The organism is Janthinobacterium sp. LPB2021202312-11-4 (assembly GCF_037049705.1).
Lineage (GTDB): Bacteria > Pseudomonadota > Gammaproteobacteria > Pseudomonadales > Pseudomonadaceae > Aquipseudomonas.
On record NZ_JBAGKV010000038.1, the window covers coordinates 15337 to 32580 of the forward strand.

Below are 17244 nucleotides of genomic sequence, written 5' to 3' on the forward strand. Positions count from 1 at the left end.
GCCAATACACGGCCTACTAAAGATCAATCATCACGCAAGTCACTCGGCAGGTCGGGAATGGCGTTGCTGAGGGTCGCCATCGTACTGTCCTGCGTCGTCTGGTCTTGTGGGTCATAGCTGAAAATCGGTTCGGTCGTGGCGTTCAGGCGCACCCTGACAATCGGAACAAAACGACCGGTGACCTGGAAGTAATCGCGCTGAATGTATCGGGCCCCAGCCACGCCATCGCCTGTCTGATGGACAGGCGTGTTGATAGTGATGGCTTCCAGAGGCAGCTGTTCGGGACGCTCCTCAGTCCAGGCAGCCGTGATCAGTTCGTTCCAGCCCAGCGGGTCGGTGGCGTCCGGACGCACGGTTGTCGCCAGTTGGAAGTGATCGACATCGGTGTCAAAGGCACAGCTTCTGGTTGGTGTCGTTCGATAGCGTGCCACCCAGGCTTCTTTCGTTGTGATGCCCAACTCGGAACACAGCCCTCCGTGTGTTCTGCAAATGTCCGCCGAGCCAGCAGTCCCGGCATCAAAAGGATAAAGACAACGTACCGTCAGCGGCTTGCCAGTCGGCGCGGCGGATTCGCGAATGATAAAACCCTGGGGTTTGTAGACTTTGGTAATTCGCGTATCCGCCCTGACGTAAGTGAATGACACACCATTACCGTTGACCGATTGCGGGCTGGGGTTCCAGGAGTGAAACGCCGTGGAGACGTCAGTGGCGCGGATCAACACGCCATTGCAATAGAACGCCGCCGTATTACCTCGACAGGAAACGTCCGTATCGGCATAGCGTGCATTGAGTTTCGACGCCACCTGATAACCGATATACAACTGATCCTGCTGATTGAAGCCGAAGACCTTGTCCGGCCCCTGATGGAGGTCCATGCGCAGGATCGGCAACCAGTCGCCGGTGGCGTTGAAGTAATCCCGCTGGTCTTTCTGCGCTCCCAGCAGGGCGCTGGTTTGGGTGACGTCGTAAAACAATCCTTGCAACGGCAGTTGTGCCGGCCGGTCGGCGTCCCAGTTGCGGATCATCAACTGATTGGGTTGGCTCGACCAGGCAGCACCCATGAGTTCGTGAGCCTGCAGGCTGATCAGAAACGTGCGCGCTTCGCGGCTGCTCAACGAGCATTGCTTGCCTGGCTGGGCCGACTGTGGCTCAAAGTGCGCCACCCAGGCGGGTGCCGTATCGACGCCCAAAGATTCGCAATTGCTGAGGTCTTCGTCAGCCATGGCCAATGTGTTCGGGGCGCGGCAGCCAAAAAACGGGCGCTGGCCGCCCATGGCCGGGATATTGAACGGATAGGCGCACAGCACCTCTAGCGCTTTGCCCCAGCCGATGGCCGTGAACTGATCGGCAAACACCGCGCCGTTTTTTTGAGTCAGGCGCCGAATGCTCAAGTCGGACCGCACATAGGTAAAACTGTCCGCCCCCAGTTGCGTGGATACGGTGCCGTGCTTCCAGAACTCACCCGAGGGCGCACTGTCGCGCAATAGCACGCCGCTGCAAAAAAACGCCGGCTGATCTCCCGCACATTTGGCCACGGTGCTTTGGTAGCGGCGATTGAGCAATTGCGCGACTTCCGGGCCTGTGGCGGCAAAAGAGGCGGTGCAGATCAGCAACAGGCAGTACAGCGATAGGGTGATACGCATGGCATCGACTCCCCGGTCCTTGTGACACGATTCAATCAGAGGAAAGCCCAACGACCTGCAGGAACGTCGCTACATCGTGGGCGCTGGCGTTGTCGTTCACCGACGCGCCGTTCAATTCGTAGGCCATGGCTGTGCCAGCGCCGAGGACGTCCCCGGTCCATACCGGGTAGTTCAACCAGTTGAGGTAATCGGCCACCGGTCCACTGCTCGGAAAGTACAGCGTCCACAGGCGTCTGATCTGGGAGACCGTTACGGGCTGCACCTTGGCCGCGCTGCACAAGGCGTTCATGCCGGTCCAGTCTGCCCCGGTGCTCAAGAAATGCACTGCCTGAATGCCCTTGATCGTGAGTGCGTAACTGCGCGGCTTGCCTTGGCTGTCGGTGGCGGTGATGGTGATGGTGCCGTTGCGCAGGGCGGTGACTACCCCGGCATGCAGGTCAACCCTGGCAATGTTCGAATCGCTGCTGGCGTAGGTGTAAGGGGCGACCCCCCAGTCGGCGGTTCTCGTCATGCGGGCGTAGTCGGGTATTTGCACCGGCGCTTTGTCGACCGCAATCACGTAATTCTCGCGACTCAGGTCCAGACTGGCCTCCAGCTCGAATGGCTCGCCGAGTGACAGCGCCAGAGTTTGCGAGGATTTGCGTTCGCCCTGATAAAACTGCACCTCATAACGAACCGGCACGATGTTGTCGTGGCTGGCAATGAACGCCCTGGCCTCAACGGTGAACTCCACCTCTTGGCCGACGGCACTCAAGGCAATCGGAATGTCATCTGTGTAGTCCCCGCCGACATAGAGATAGACACGATCCCTGTATGCCATGTCGTCATAGGGCTTGATCCGCACCTTGGCGCCTTGCGGCGGCAAGGTCGAAGGGTCGAGTACACCTTCTGGTGCTTCATCGATGGACGGCGCTTGAAGGTCGAGCGTTGCAGTGCGCATGGCATTACCTCGGAGCCGCTCCCGGGCTCACCGTCGGTGGCGGACGACGAGCCGGGGAGGCGACGGGTTGGGTGGCGTCAGTGTTCCATCAACCAACGACTGGCCAGCAGCGCCCGGCCTCGGGAGGCGGGCGTGGCGAGGTAAGGCACCTTGCCCGCCAATCGTTCTTGCACGGCACTGCTGTCGCCACCACCGGCAGGCATGCCCCAGGTGACGACGCGACCATCGGACGTCAGTGCGGTAAAACCATGGGTGTTGGCGTAAATGGCGCGAACGTTGGTCAGTTGGGTGACCACTGTCGAGGTATCGCCGCCCACGGTTGCGTTACCCCAGGCGACGACGGTGCCGTCTTTGCGCAAGGCAGCGAAAGCCATGGATGAGCCGATGACCTGAACAATGTTGTCAATTGCGGAGATATCTTCGGGCACATTGCCGCCCTCATCCTTCGTTCCCCATGCGACAACATGACCATTGCCACGGCGGGCGGCAAAAGCGCGCCAAGTGGAGCTGACTTCGACAATATCTGTCAGGCCTTCAATCAATGGGTCGACTTCTCCTCCGTATGCCGCAGTGCCCCAGGCAACGACTTGCCCCGTGGTGCGCCTGGCTGCGAACGCCTGGGCAGTGGCGCAACTCAGCTCGATGATGTTGGTCATCTCAGCGATGTCAGGCGGTACCACTGAACCGTAAGTCTCATGACCCCAACCTACGAGTCGGCCATTGCCTCGATGTGCTGCAAAGGCACCGAAACTGCCGATGACATGCTCGATGTCGTTTAGCCCCTCAATGTCGCTCGTTATCGTTCCCCCGTTGTCGGGATGTCCCCATGCCACTACTGTCCCGTTGGCACGTACCGCGGCAAACGCTTGTCCGGCCCCGGCTATTTGAGTCACATCGGTCAATCCGCGGAGGTTGTCAGGTAAATCTCCTCCATCATTTTCCACGCCCCACGCCACCATTCGACCGGGATTTTTGAGGCCTGCAAAGGCTGTTGAATTACCGACTACCTGGACGAAGTTCATCTGTTCCACGCCGGTCATGTCGGCGCCTTCAGTTTTCGTGCCCCAGGCCACCACTGCACCGTTGACGCGTCTTGCCGCGTAGGCGCTGCGGGTGCAACTCACTTCAACGATGTCGTCCATGGTGATGATGGTGGGGGGGATCGTGGCCCCATGATCGCCATTGCCCCAACCCACTACATCGCCTTCATCACGATGAGCGACAAATGCGGCGAGGCCGGTGACGGTAGTATCGACGCCATTACCAAATATATTCGCCGGATTGAGCGTCACCAGATCATCGGCGGTGCGCACCCGCAGCGGTTTATGCGGCGCGGTGTCGCGCCAGGCGGCGGCCGTCTGCCAGCCGTCGTCACCCTGATATTGCCACTCGGCTTGCAGCGGTTGACCGGTGACGGCATTGAACGCACTCAGCACCCGCGATGTGCCGGAAGCACGATAGGTGCTGCGATTGAAGCGCGCGCCCATAACCTTCAATTGCCCCGAACCAATGACTTTGCGCACATCGTAAACGGCAGGCGCTGACGGGCCGTCTGTTGCTCCGGTTTTGCGTTTGATGGTGTACATCAGCACGACCGATTCGCCGTCGTTGGCATTGACCACGGCATACGGGATTTTGATGACAGCCAGTTCCTTGTCTGCCTGATTCGGCAACACGGTGTGGGAGTAGGGCAGGGTGGTCTTGCCCACCCATTGCACAATCACTTCGTCATCGGTTTTCAGTTGGGCCGAGGCCCCGATTACCACCGTGGCGCCGGCGGGATACACATCGTCGGGGTTCAACTGGTCGTTCTGCGCGCCCTTGGCTTCCCTGATCGACGGCACGGGCAGGTTCACGTCTTCCTGTTCCACGCGCAGTTGGTAATCCTTGCCGAGTTCTTCACCCCCTTCAAACAGCTCCACCCGGTAGCTGACGGTGATGGTCTTGTTCCGACTGTTCAGTACAGTCGACAAGGGCACCGTGAACTCGACGGGCTTGCCCTTGTTGTTGCTGGTCACAGGCTTGTCCTGCACGTGATTGACCGAGCCATCGGAAGACTGCCACCTCATATAGAAATGGTCGCCGGCATTCTCCGCACGGTTGGCGTCAATCTGGACGGTGGCACCATTGGGCGTGTCGGCCGGGTCGAGAATGCCGTCCTGTGCCTGCAATACTTTTGCCGGTGGCAGCAGTGCTCCTGGCGCTTCGCCGATGGTCATGATCAACGGATTCGAATAGCTGAATTTGTTTTCGGCGGCGCGCCAGATCTTGTAAGTGGCTGTTACCGTGCCGCCACGATTGGGTTCGATGTGTGCGGCGACGAACGCGGAGTTGAGGGTGAAAGGCACATCCCGGTTGGCGGTGAGGCTGGTGAGCGTGATTGAATCCGATTTGACGCCCGACTCTGACCCTGTCCATGTGTAGGTCACAATGTCACCGGCCTTGGAAACGTTCGTCACAGGGCGGGGAACGGTCAGTCTGCCGGTGCCATTGGGGAGTTCATCCGGCTCGAGCGAGCCGTTGTTTTCACCCAGTACGATCGGCTTGACCAGCTCGAACTGGGGTTCGCCAATGTTCAACGGTGCGTGGTGAAAGGACTCACGGGTGACAATTACATTGTTTTCTTCACTAAGCAGGTTGTAGTACACATCCAGCTTGCCGCCCTCAAGCTTCTTGATATGTGCCGCGTCGATCTGGATCGGAATATCTGTTTTTGCCTCGATGTCGTCGTGGGTCAGGACATACCAAGCAATTTCCGGGTCATAGGGGGCGTTGTCCGGCAGTACGCCGAACCATTTGATTTCAATGACCTGACCTTCGGCCATGATCTCGTCAAACGGCACAATGACTCGGGTGCCGGGCAGATCGGGGTCCAGTGCGCCGCCGTCGACGCCCTCGACTGTTGGGGCGCGCAAGCGGATGGGGTCGCCGACGATATTGACGAAACGGCCCTTGGAACGCTGGATTTCCTCGCCGTTGCGCTCAAGCTGGTAAGAAAACACCGCTTGGGTCTTGGCCAGTTCGCGGGCGGCGGCGTTGGGCAATTGCACCTCTTCCACCAGGGGCGGTTGTTTCTCGATGGTTTTGCGCACGCTGCTGTTGACGACTTCACCCGTCAGCGTGACGCCGCGAATATTCATGATGACCACGTCGTCGAGCTCAAAGTCGGGTGGGGTCGCCCAGACTTTCAGTAACACCGGTTCATCACCGAGACTGGCCAGGTCAAGCGTATTGCCAACCGCCCGATCGACGATGGGCGCCTCCAGCCGCGAGTTGCCGGTGTCGACCACAATGCGTGTTTCGGCACACCAGTCTTCAGATCGATTGTTGACGATATCCCGGATCATAAAGGTCACGGCCAAACCGTCCGGCCCCGAGTCCTTGGCGTCCAGAATGGTTTGCTCGTCGACATGGATGGTGATGGGATTGGAGCCGGGATCGCTGATCTGTGCGGCGGTGACGGGCGTGGATGTCAGCAGTACCCCGCCCCAGCTCAGAGTGACGCGATCGCCTTCGGCGATGTTGGGATAGGGAGCGTCGTCAGGATTGCCGGACTTGGCCGTGATCGCGATATCCACGCCTTCTGCGGCGGTCTCGCTGTCCACACCGCCCTGAATGATCTTCGGGTCGATGGTCATGTGCAGCTCGGAGTGACCCGGAACATCGCCATCCTGGTCCTTGCCACCGGGAGCTTCGAGCTTGACGTAGATTCTGATCGGCGGCGTCATGGTTTCGGAATTGCCGAAACGCCGTTCAACGCGATAACTCAGGGTGTAGGAGCCGGTGCGCAAGTGTCTCGACTCCACAAACAGCGTTACGCGCTTGTCGACATCGTCACCATCGAGAGCCGTCTGACTGACCTGGTTGTCGTTGAGCAGCAACAGACATCTGTCCCCTGCGTTCATCTCGTTCCATGGCGGGCAGTAAACCTGCAATCCATGGTCGGGAAAGTTGCTTTGAGCCGCTGCAATGTTGATGCCCCACTCGCCGCTGGGCAGTGGTTCGCGGGACTTTCCAGGAATTTCCAGTTCAGCAAGTTTCAACGTCGGAAGGCGTTTTGGGCGTTGGGTGAGCATGGTCAAGACTCCTGTCGTTGGGGAGGGCGACAAGAGTGATTTAAGAGCTCCAAGGGCTTGTTGGCTACTGTCAGAACTTACAGGGTGAGGCCTGAATCGGACGAGTGGTTGTCATTAGACGGCAGGAAGAATCGCCCAGGGCGTTCAGGGTTTGTGCAGGGTTTTTTGTCGCAGAATGTAGATCGTCACCAGCACCGCACTGGTCAACATAAACCCCCGTGCCCACGGCAGTGGCACCAGGTAGCAGGAGAACAGAATGCTCGCCCACATCAAACCGATGGCGTAGACCTTGCCCTTGAGCGGGATGCCGTTGCCATCGAGGTAATCGCGAATCCACGGCCCAAGCCGTGGGTGCTCGACCAGCCACTGATAGAAACGCGGCGAACTGCGGGCGAAGCACGCGGCCGCCAGCAGCAGGAAGGGCGTGGTGGGCAATACCGGCAGGAAAATCCCGATCACCCCCAGCGCTACGCTTAGCCAGCCGACGGCCAGCAGCACGTAGCGCAACACCAGGGAGCGGTTGCCTATGGGATGGTCCATAGGCAAGACCTTAGTGGTGACGTGGCTTGAGGATCGCCGGTTTTTCGTCGGGTGCCTGGCACAGCAAGTAGAGCGCGGTCAGGGCTTCCGGGATTTGCACGATCATGTCGTCCATCAGGTTGGCATCCTTGGCGATGTCTTCGAACTCAGGCTGTTCGTCGAACAGACCGGAACCGACCATGATCGGCAGCAGCATTTCGCTGACTTCGTCTTCGGCGGTTTCGAACCAGGCCGCTTCGCGCAGGAACACGCCTTCCATGAAACCGATGCACCAGCCGCGCAGGTCGGAGTCATCCGGCTCTTCGCCCAGGTCCAGGTCGCACGGCAGCTCGAACTCTTCGTCGGACGCCAATTGGCGCGCGATGTGAGCCTTGAGGGCCAGCAGAGTGGATTCGATCGCTTCACGCTCGGTGTCGTCGGCGTAATGCGGCTCTTCGGCGAAGAGGGCGTCGATCCATTCACGGTCGGGAACGCTTTCGGAACAGATCGACAGCGCGGTGAGGTAGCCGTGGGCGGCCACGTAGTCCAGCGCCTCGTCATGCAGTTCATCAGCGTCGAGGAAGACTTGCAGGCGGGTTAGTTGCTCAGCGAAGGACATTAAAAGCTACCTTGGGGAATTAAACAGATGCGCGAATTCTAGGCCTTCTTGAGCACTCAGGCCAGCCGCGCGGCATATTTGCCCCCATCCACTGACCTTCCCCCCGTAGGAGCTGCCGAAGGCTGCGATCTTTTGATCTTGTCTTTAAAAAGCAAAATCAAAAGATCGCAGCCTTCGGCAGCTCCTACGGGGGATCGGTGTTTGTCCTGATGTGTCTTATCAGCGGCACCCTTTGCGGCGGAGGGCTCGGGTATACTCCCGCGTTTTGTGATGCCCTGCTGGCGTCGCGGCTGAGATGTGAAGCGTCATGCAATGCGCACTTACGATTTGTCAGTGCAGCCTTGTTGGTTCTGAACCAGCCTTGCAGGGATGTTTCGGTGATTTTTGGAGTTTTTATGCTCGAACAGGCTCAACGCGTCCTCAAGGACATCTTCGGCTACGACAGTTTCCGTGGCCGTCAGGGTGCAATCATTGAGCGCGTGGCCAGTGGCGGCGACGCCCTGGTGCTGATGCCTACCGGTGGTGGCAAGTCCCTGTGCTTCCAGGTCCCGGCGCTGCTGCGCGAAGGCTTGGCGGTGGTGGTATCGCCGCTGATCGCGTTGATGGACGATCAGGTTGCGACCCTTGAAGAACTGGGTGTCGCTGCCGCCGCGTTGAACTCGACCCTCAGCGCCGAGCAACAGCGCGACCTGGCGGCCCGGATCAAACGCGGCGAAGTGAAAATGCTCTACCTCGCCCCCGAGCGCCTGGTCCAGCCGCGCATGCTGGCCTTCCTGCAAAGCCTGGAAATTGCCCTGTTCGCCATCGACGAAGCGCACTGCGTGTCGCAATGGGGTCACGACTTCCGCCGCGAATACCTGCAACTGGGCCAGTTGGCGGAACTGTTTCCCAACGTCCCGCGCATCGCCCTGACTGCCACCGCTGACAAGCGCACCCGGGAAGAAATCGTCGATCGCCTGCATTTGCAGGATGCCGAGCGCTTCCTCTCGAGTTTCGACCGGCCGAACATTTTTTACCGCATCGTCCCCAAGGAACAGCCGCGCAAGCAATTGCTCGCGTTCCTCGCCGAGCGCCGCAGCGATGCCGGCATCGTTTATTGCCTGTCGCGCAAGAAAGTCGACGAGGTGGCGGTGTTCCTCAGTGAACAAGGCTTCCCGGCGCTGCCGTACCACGCCGGCCTGCCCAACGAGACGCGATCCCATCACCAGAAGCGCTTCCTCAACGAGGAAGGCCTGATCATGGTCGCCACCGTGGCGTTCGGCATGGGCATCGACAAACCCAACGTGCGTTTTGTCGCTCACCTTGATCTGCCGAAATCCCTTGAGGCGTATTACCAGGAAACCGGTCGCGGCGGTCGTGATGGCTTGCCGGCGGACGCCTGGATGGCCTACGGCCTGCAAGACGTGGTGATGCTCAAGCAGATGTTGCAAAACTCCGAAGGCGACGAGCGCCACAAGCGTCTGGAGCAACACAAACTCGACGCGATGCTCTCGCTCTGCGAAGAAACCCGCTGCCGGCGCCAGACGCTGTTGGCCTACTTCGACGAAGACATGCCCGAGCCCTGCGGCCATTGCGACAACTGCGTCGACGGTGTGCAGACCTGGGACGCCACCGAGCCGGCCCGTCAGGCGCTTTCGGCGATCTACCGCACCGGCCAGCGCTACGGCGTCGGGCATCTGGTGGACGTGTTGCTGGGCAAGGACAACGAAAAAATCCGCAGCTTTGGTCATCAGCATCTGTCGGTGTATGGCGTGGGCAAGGCGTTGGGGGAGAGCGAATGGCGCTCGCTGTTCCGCCAACTGGTGGCCCGTGGGCTGGCCGACATCGACCTGGAAGGCTATGGCGGTCTGCGCCTGAGCGACACCTGCCGGCCGCTGCTCAAGGGCGAAGTGACCCTGGAGCTGCGCCGCGACCTCAAGCCGCAAACCACCGCCAAAAGCAGCAAGAGCCAGGCGAGCCAACTGGTCCGTGGCGAAGAGCGCGAACAGTGGGAAGCGCTGCGTGCCTTGCGCCGCAAACTCGCCGAAGAACACGGCGTGCCGCCTTACGTCATCTTCCCCGACTCGACGTTGCTGGAGATGCTCCGCAGCCAGCCGACTTCCCTGGCGGAAATGGCCACGGTCAGCGGCGTCGGCGCGCGCAAGCTCGAACGCTACGGCGAGGCCTTCCTCGAAGTGCTCGGCGGCCAGGTCGAGGCGCCGAAGGTGGTGGCCGATGTGCGCCACGAACTGATCACCCTGGCCCGGGCCGGCATGACGCCGCTGCAAATCGCCGGTCAGTTGCAATGCTCGGAAAAGAATGTCTACACCATGCTCGCCGAGGCCATCGGCAAACAGCAGTTGTCGCTGGAACAGGCACTGGATCTGCCGGAAGAGCTGATGGGCGAAATTCAGGATGCGTTCCTCGACGGCGAAGGCGAATTGCCGCCGGTGGCGGAGATTGCCGCGTTGTTCGCCGGTCGCGTGCCGGAAGGGGTGTTGTACTGTGTGCGAGCGGCGCTGCAATCCGAATTCGAGATTTAAGTGACTGACCGCAGTGATGTAACGATTCACTACAGACCAAGCCTTGCCTATCGCCAGAGGCCATGCTTAGCTGACTAATAATTAGCTTTTCTCTATTTCAGTCTAACCATGAGTTTTTTATGCCGTTAACCGATCAACACCGTTTTGGCATGCAACTGGCCCAGATGTCTCGCGGCTGGCGTGCCGAACTGGACCGCCGCCTGGCGGGCCTGGGGCTGTCCCAGGCGCGCTGGCTGGTGCTGCTGCACCTGGCCCGTTTCGAAGACGCACCGACCCAGCGCGAACTGGCGCAAAGCGTCGGCGTAGAAGGGCCGACCCTGGCCCGGCTGCTCGACAGTCTGGAATCCCAAGGCCTGGTGCAACGCCAATCGGTGCTGGAAGACCGCCGGGCGAAAAAAATCGTCCTTTGTGCCCCGGCCCTGCCGTTGATCGAACAAATTGAAACCATTGCCACCCAACTGCGCCACGAACTGTTCCAAGGCGTGGATGAGGCGGATTTGAAGGTCTGCATGCGGGTTCACGGTCACATCCTGGGCAACCTCGAAAAATCTTGAGGCACAACCGCACAGCGTATTTTTGAGATACCCCGTTGGGCAGACTATAAAGAACTACTAGGCAATATCGTGTTCGTACCGGATGTGCGAATGCGCACAGGTGGTTCTGCTTAATCTAAGGGATGCTCATGCTCGAGAGTTGGCACGTGGTTTTGCGGTATTGCACTCGTCTGCTTCTGGTCGGTGGTGCGGTCACTTACTCGGCATTGGCTCCGGCCCTGGGGTTGGGTGACATCACCCTGCATTCGGCGCTGAATCAACCGTTCAGCGCCGATATCGCTCTGGTGGACGCCACCGGCCTGGCAGAAAGCGATCTGTCGGTCAGCCTGGCGACGGCCGACGAGTTCGGCCGCGCGGGCGTCGAGCGGGTGTTCTTCCTCAATAACCTGAAATTCACCCCGATCCTGCGGGGCAACCGCACGCTGATCCGGGTGACCTCCAGTAAACCGGTCAATGAACCGTTTCTGAATTTTCTGGTGCAGCTCAATCAGCCCAACGGGCGTTTGCTGCGCGAGTACACGGTACTGATCGATCCACCGGGTTCACCGGGGATTGTTCCGGCGACGGACGAACCGACAGCCAAGGCCCCGACTTCCGGGTTCCCTGCCGTCGAACCGAGTGTTGCACCACCTCCCGCGCCTCAAGGCAAGCGTGCGGTTATACCGCCAGTCGTTGATCAACCGGCTGTTGCGCCAGTCGATGACGTCACTGCCGAACAACTGGCCGCCAGCGTCCTGCAAAACCAGCAACTGCAAAAAACCATCGATGAGTTGAATGCCAGGCTCAAGACTCAAGACGAGCAAATCGCCGATGAGAGAAAGCAGGTCAGCGACTTGCAGACGCGTTTGTCCGAGGTCGCGCAAAAGCCTGTGGCTGCACCGGTCACCGTGGCGCCAGCCTCCATCGTGGTTGAAGAGCCTGAGACAAGTTCCTGGTTGTTGATCGGCGGATTGGTGGCGCTGGCACTGCTGGTGCTGCTGGGTTTGTTCGTTCGTCGTCAGCGCCAGCGAACATTGATCGAGCCGCTGTCGAAGGCGCCGCAGCGCGATGAGCCCGTGCTTGATCAACAGGCAGCACCTCAACCCGCCCGTGTTGCGCCAATCTCCGTTCACCGCGAAGAGCACCCCGCTGGTGATGTACTGGAAGGTGTCGGTATTTACCTGGCCTACGGTCGATTCTCTGAAGCCGTCGGCCTGTTGCGTGAAGCGTTGGTCAAGGAACCGCAGCGCACCGATCTGGCGTTGCAACTGCTGGAAGTACTGGGCAAGCAGGGTGATGTGCAAGCCTACGACGCCCAGGAAAACAACCTGCGTGACGCCGGGTTTGATCCACAGCAACTGGCGGATATTCGCGCCCGCTTCCCGAAACTGGCCAGTAGCACGCCGGTCGCGATCATCGCCTCTGTCGCGGCGGCACCGTTGCCCGCAGCGCCGCCCGGCGATGAGTTCCAGTTGAATCTGGACGATCTGTCCATGGATTCCAGTTGGGATCTGGTTAGCCCGTTTGACGATCCAGCGTCGGCGGCTAAACCGACGAGTCTGCCGCCATTGCCGGACGAGCCCGCGTTCACTTCAAACCTGCACGTCATGCCCCACGTCTTCGAAATGCCCGACGAACCGGCGCAGGGAGAGCCGGAAACCGAGCTGGAGTGGGACGTCGAACCCGACGATCCGTCGCTGGACGACGACTTTCTCGATGCGTTCAACGAGCCCGGTCAATCGCTGGAACTTGAGCCACTGCCCGTGTCGGTGGCTGGGCACGCCGGCAAACTGGAGCAAGCGCAGAACTGCATCGATGACGGCGATCTGGACAGCGCCATCGAGTTGCTCAACGAATTGCTGAAGGAGGGTGACGAGCCGCTTAAGCAGACTGCCCGGACGTTGTTGGCTGGTATTCGCTGAAGATCAAAAGATCGCAGCCTTCGGCAGCTCCTACTGGGATATCCGTACACCCGTAGGAGCTGCCGCAGGCTGCGATCTTTTGCTTTAAAACGTCTGCCCCAAATTCAGATAAACCGCCTGCTCATCCGCATCGTTGAAGCCATAGCTGAAGTTCAGCGGCCCCAGCGGTGTGTCGAAACCGATGAACACGCTGGCGGCGTTGATGTAACCGCTGTCGAATTCATTGTCGTTATTCCACGCCCGGCCGCGTTCCAGCGAGCCGCCGATGTACAGCGGGAAGTCCAGCGGCAGGTAGGAACGCGGTGTCAGGCGTCGGTAGTAAACGCCACGCATCAGGCTGATGTTCTGCCCGGAAATAGCGTCTTCGCGAAAGCCCGACAATTGCCGCGCGCCGCCCAGCAGGTAGCTTGAGGTGACCACGTTGGCGTCGTCCAGGGTCCGGCCGTAGCGCCCGCCGAGAATAAAGGTGTCCGGGCCGCTGCTCATGGCCTTGTCCAGTTTGAACTCCCATTGCCGGTAACGTTGGTCCGAGCCCAGCCCCGGCTCGAATTGGCGGAAAGTCAGGCCAATGTCTTTGCCTTCATGGGGGAAGTACACGTTGTCGAACGAGTCGAACGAATATTTGAGCTGATAGAACCCCTCGTTGAAGCTTTCACTCGGCAGGTTCTGATCGCCAATGCGCACGTCAGCCTTGCCCCAGGCCTCGCCAACGCCAAAACGGATCTCGCCGCTGTTGCCGATTTGCCGGCCGACATTGAGGCCAAAACCGTAGCGTTCGACGCGGTACTGGGCGACCGGATCGTTGTCCAGAATCGACTCGACGTTCTGCGCCTCAAACGCGGCATAGGGCGCGATGAAGTAGCGCGAACCGACGTCCAGCGGCTGGTAAAACTCGCTGTAGAGTTCCTGTTTGTCGCCGAGCTGCGCCCGGGTCAGCCATTCGGCGCCGAGGCGGTTGATGCCGTTGACCCGGTAACTGGCGCCGAGGTTGAACGCGCTGTCGCCACGCATATCGTCCGACAGGTTCAAGCCCACGCGCAGATAATCGGTGCCGCTGTGCTTTCCTCGGGCGCTGATCACCAGGGTGTGATCCTTGCCCTTGTGCACCACGCGGTATTGCACTTGTTCGAAGTAATCGAGGCCGTACAGGGTGCCCATGTCGGTTTGCAGCCGGCCGATGTCCAGCGGTTCGCCGACGTTTTGCCGAATGTAGTAACGGATTACGTCGTCGCCGACTTTCGAATCGTTTTCAACCTTGATCGCGGTAATGATCGGCGTGCGCTGGCTCGGTGTGCGGGCGGCGGTCAGTTCGGCGTCCAGAGGTTGCACGGGTTTGAGCCGTGCCAGGCGCGCTTCGAGAATTTTGGTGGCGCGGTAACCGGCGTCGATCATGTCCTGGGCGCGGCCGAAGTCGGTCACGCCGAAACTCGCCAGGGACGGCTGGATCAGCACGTCGTCCTGGTGCAGGGCGGCCAGTTGCTCTTCGGAGTTGCGCCGGGTCATCAGGGTGATCGACTGGTTCAGCACATCGACCACGGTGGTCAGTTGCTTGCGGTTGCGCAGCGGGGTGCCGATGTCGACCACGATGGCGATGTCGACGCCCATCTGCCGCGCCACGTCCAGCGGGATGTTGTCGGTCATGCCGCCGTCCACCAGCAGCCGGCCGTCCAGTTCAACCGGGGCAAACACCGCCGGGATCGACATGCTGGCGCGGATCACCTGGGGTAAGTGGCCTTTGCGGAACACCACTTTTTCACCGCTGGCGATGTCGGTGGCCACGGCGCGGAACGGGATCGGCAGTTTGTCGAAGTCGCGGGTGTCACTGGCGTGGGCCAGCAGGCTTTCCAGCAGCAACGCCAGGTTCTGGCCCTGAATCACCCCCAGCGGCAGGCCGAGGCTGCCGTCGTCGCGAAAGCTGAGTTTCTGTTTAACCAGGAAGTCCCGGTCATCCTGTTTGCGCCGGAACGGCACGTCTTCGCGCGGCGGGGCATCGGACAGGGCTTGCTGCCAGTCGATGTTCAGCGCGAGTTTTTCCAGCTCATCGATCTTGTAACCCGAGGCGTATAGCCCGCCGATCACCGCGCCCATGCTGGTGCCGGCAATCGCATCGATCTTGATGCCCTGTTCTTCCAGGGCCTTGAGCACGCCGATGTGCGCCAGGCCACGGGCGGCGCCGCCGGACAGTACCAGGCCGATTTTCGGTCGGGGAGCGTCGGCGGCGTGGACGATCAAAGGGAGGAGACAAAGCAGCAGGCAACAGAACAAACGGCGCATCGTGGATCTCGGGGCAAGCGATAAAGGCGGCTATTATAGCGGCGCCCCTCTGGCTCAGGAGTTTCAACCAGCATGACCGTACAGAAACCGGAAATCGTCATCACCTATTGCACCCAATGCCAGTGGTTGTTGCGCGCTGCCTGGCTGGCCCAGGAGCTGCTCAGCACCTTTGGCGACGACTTGGGCAAAGTGTCCCTGGTGCCAGGCACCGGCGGGGTGTTTCATATTTTTTGTAACGAGGTGCAGATCTGGGAGCGCAAGGCTGACGGTGGTTTTCCGGAAGCCAAAGTGCTCAAGCAGCGGGTCCGGGATCAGATCGACCCGGACCGCGATTTGGGCCACAACGATCGCACTCAGTGAGAGGCGGCTTCGGCGGCCACGGCTTTTTTGCTGGAGCCGCCGGATAAGCGACTGGACACCACAATCGCGACGATGATCAACGCGCCGCCGATCAGCATGCGCAGGGTCGGGTTTTCATCGAATAGCAGCCAGGCCACGGTGATGCCGTAAACCGGTTCCAGGGCAAACACCACGGCGGCGGTCCGGGCCTTGATCACCGCCAGGCTGGCGACGAACAGGCTGTGGGCGACGCCGGTGCAGAACACCCCAAGCAGCCCGATCCACACCCAGTCGAGGGCGCGCACGTCGCTCAACTGCGGCGCCGCCACCGGTAGCAGGCACAAGGCGACCACCACGTTCTGGCACAGCGCCGCTTGCACCGCCGGGATGCGCCCGGAACTGGCACGGTTGGTCAGTGACAGCAGCGAGAACAGCAACCCGGAGCCCACCGCCCAGAGCAGGCCGACCGTAGCGCCGCTGCCCAGGTCGAAGTCCGGCGTGACCAGCACCAGCCCGATGCTGACCAGCACTACCAGCAGGATTTCATTGGCGCGGATGCGCTCGCGGAAAATCAGTCCTTCGAGGATCACGGTAAAGGCTGGAAAACTGGCAAAGCCCAGGGTCGCAATCGCCACCCCGGCAACTTTCACCGCAATGAAAAAGCTCACCCAGTGCCCGGCCAGCAGCAAGCCGCTGAGCAGCAGCCGGCGCCAGTCCACGGCTTCGAGTTTTTGCCAGCGGGTGTTGCTGGCGAACCGCGCAAAAAACGCCAGGGCCAACACCGCGAACGCCGCGCGACCGAAAACGATAACGGCAGGCGTGGCGGCCGCGAGTTTGCCGAACACGCCGGTCAGGCCAAACATCAATGCGCCGATATGCAGGGCGCCGAGGGCGGTACGGGGAGTCATTGCAGTCCTTGATAAATATTCAACAGGCGACGACGGCCCCCTGTAGGAGCTGCCGAAGGCTGCGATCTTTTGATCTTGTTTTTCTGTGATCCCAAAAAGATCAAGATCAAAAGATCGCAGCCTTCGGCAGCTCCTACATTGAAGCGTGTAAGGCCAGGATTGTCTGTCGGCAAACTATCGACTTTTGTCGCCAGCCTCGCGCCGCAATTTGCCCGGCGAAGCTCCGAACTCGCGCAACACTGCCGCCGCAAACGCACTCTGGGAGCTATAGCCCACCCGATTGGCAATCTCGCCAATCGGCAACGGTGAATCCCGCAACAACCCCACCGCCATGTGCAGGCGTCGACTGCGAATGTAGTCCATCGGCGTTTGCCCGCATTCCGCCACGAACCGCGCGTGCAGCCGGGCGCTGGAGAGGTCGGCGATGCACGCCAGATCGGCCACTTGCAGCGGATAGGCCGCATGCTGATCGATGTGCGCATTCAACGCCGCATAGGGCAGGCGCCGCCCGCCGATCACCTCGGGTTTGGCGTGGTTGAGGCTGGCCAGCAACAGCACCGCGCCTTGCTGGGCAATCAGCGGATCGCTCACCGGACTGCCCGCCAACCAACTGACCAATTGGCTTTGCCCGGCATCCAGCGGCAGCCGCCCGGCGTTGTCGAGCAAGCGGCGGCTGGCTTCGGCGTGTTCCCCTAACGATTGCGAAACCCACTGATCACTCGGCACATCCAGCACCAGGCAACGACTGCCGTTGCTGCTGCCACACGCGTGATGCATGCCGGACGGCACCACCACGAAACTCTGCTGGATTACCTGGCTACCGTGCCCGCCGACCTCAAAATCCAGCGCACCCGAGAGCCCGAACACCAGTTGCGCGTGGTCGTGGCTGTGGATGATCAGGTCTTCGGTGTACTGGCGCAGCGTGAGGATCGGTCTCATCGCAGGTCTC

At 60.5% G+C, this 17244-nt stretch carries 11 protein-coding genes and 1 pseudogene; 4 read left to right on the forward strand and 8 right to left on the reverse strand.

Annotation, left to right across the window (positions count from 1 at the left end; genetic code table 11):
- Positions 1 to 23 precede the first annotated feature (23 nt).
- From V5E99_RS27495 to V5E99_RS27515, 5 genes are all read right to left on the reverse strand, one after another.
- A complete protein-coding gene (locus V5E99_RS27495; protein WP_499805477.1) occupies positions 24 to 1643 on the reverse strand; it encodes a hypothetical protein in 1620 nt (539 codons plus the stop codon).
- A 31-nt stretch (positions 1644 to 1674) separates the two neighbouring features.
- Positions 1675 to 2583, reverse strand: coding sequence for an immunoglobulin-like domain-containing protein (locus V5E99_RS27500; RefSeq protein WP_499805479.1), 909 nt, complete (start codon positions 2581 to 2583; stop codon positions 1675 to 1677).
- A 77-nt stretch (positions 2584 to 2660) separates the two neighbouring features.
- A complete protein-coding gene (locus V5E99_RS27505) occupies positions 2661 to 6659 on the reverse strand; it encodes a hypothetical protein (protein WP_499805480.1) in 3999 nt (1332 codons plus the stop codon).
- Positions 6660 to 6803: 144 nt separating this feature from the next.
- A complete protein-coding gene (locus V5E99_RS27510) occupies positions 6804 to 7199 on the reverse strand; it encodes a YbaN family protein (RefSeq protein WP_499805481.1) in 396 nt (131 codons plus the stop codon).
- Positions 7200 to 7209: 10 nt separating this feature from the next.
- Positions 7210 to 7797, reverse strand: a complete 588-nt coding sequence (locus tag V5E99_RS27515; protein WP_030130067.1) for a UPF0149 family protein — start codon at positions 7795 to 7797, stop codon at positions 7210 to 7212.
- Positions 7798 to 8192: 395 nt separating this feature from the next.
- Here V5E99_RS27515 and recQ point away from each other — a divergent pair.
- The 3 genes and pseudogenes from recQ to V5E99_RS27530 all read left to right on the forward strand — a co-directional run.
- Positions 8193 to 9977 (forward strand): annotated as a pseudogene (recQ, locus tag V5E99_RS27520) (DNA helicase RecQ); the annotation flags it as partial.
- A gap of 461 nt (positions 9978 to 10438) precedes the next feature.
- Entirely contained in the window at positions 10439 to 10873 is a 435-nt protein-coding gene (locus tag V5E99_RS27525) for a MarR family transcriptional regulator (protein ID WP_499805483.1), read from the forward strand.
- A 128-nt stretch (positions 10874 to 11001) separates the two neighbouring features.
- Positions 11002 to 12774 (forward strand): motility hub landmark protein FimV, encoded by a 1773-nt coding sequence (locus V5E99_RS27530; protein WP_499805485.1) that lies wholly within the window; start codon positions 11002 to 11004, stop codon positions 12772 to 12774.
- Between the two features lie 84 nt (positions 12775 to 12858).
- Here the strand turns inward: V5E99_RS27530 and V5E99_RS27535 are convergent, their stop codons facing one another.
- Positions 12859 to 15048, reverse strand: coding sequence for a patatin-like phospholipase family protein (locus tag V5E99_RS27535; RefSeq protein ID WP_499805486.1), 2190 nt, complete (start codon positions 15046 to 15048; stop codon positions 12859 to 12861).
- Between the two features lie 72 nt (positions 15049 to 15120).
- Here V5E99_RS27535 and V5E99_RS27540 point away from each other — a divergent pair, with 72 nt between their 5' ends.
- On the forward strand, positions 15121 to 15408 hold the full coding sequence (locus V5E99_RS27540; RefSeq protein WP_201195112.1) for an Rdx family protein: 288 nt from the start codon (positions 15121 to 15123) through the stop codon (positions 15406 to 15408).
- On the opposite strand, the gene V5E99_RS27545 is transcribed toward V5E99_RS27540, so the two are convergent.
- Both V5E99_RS27545 and V5E99_RS27550 read right to left on the reverse strand, forming a co-directional pair.
- A complete protein-coding gene (locus tag V5E99_RS27545; RefSeq protein WP_499805488.1) occupies positions 15402 to 16295 on the reverse strand; it encodes a DMT family transporter in 894 nt (297 codons plus the stop codon). The two genes, V5E99_RS27540 and V5E99_RS27545, sit on opposite strands and share 7 nt — an antisense overlap.
- Before the next feature lie 174 nt (positions 16296 to 16469).
- Complete coding sequence (locus V5E99_RS27550) at positions 16470 to 17234, reverse strand: helix-turn-helix transcriptional regulator (RefSeq protein WP_499805489.1); 765 nt, start codon at positions 17232 to 17234, stop codon at positions 16470 to 16472.
- Positions 17235 to 17244 lie beyond the last annotated feature (10 nt).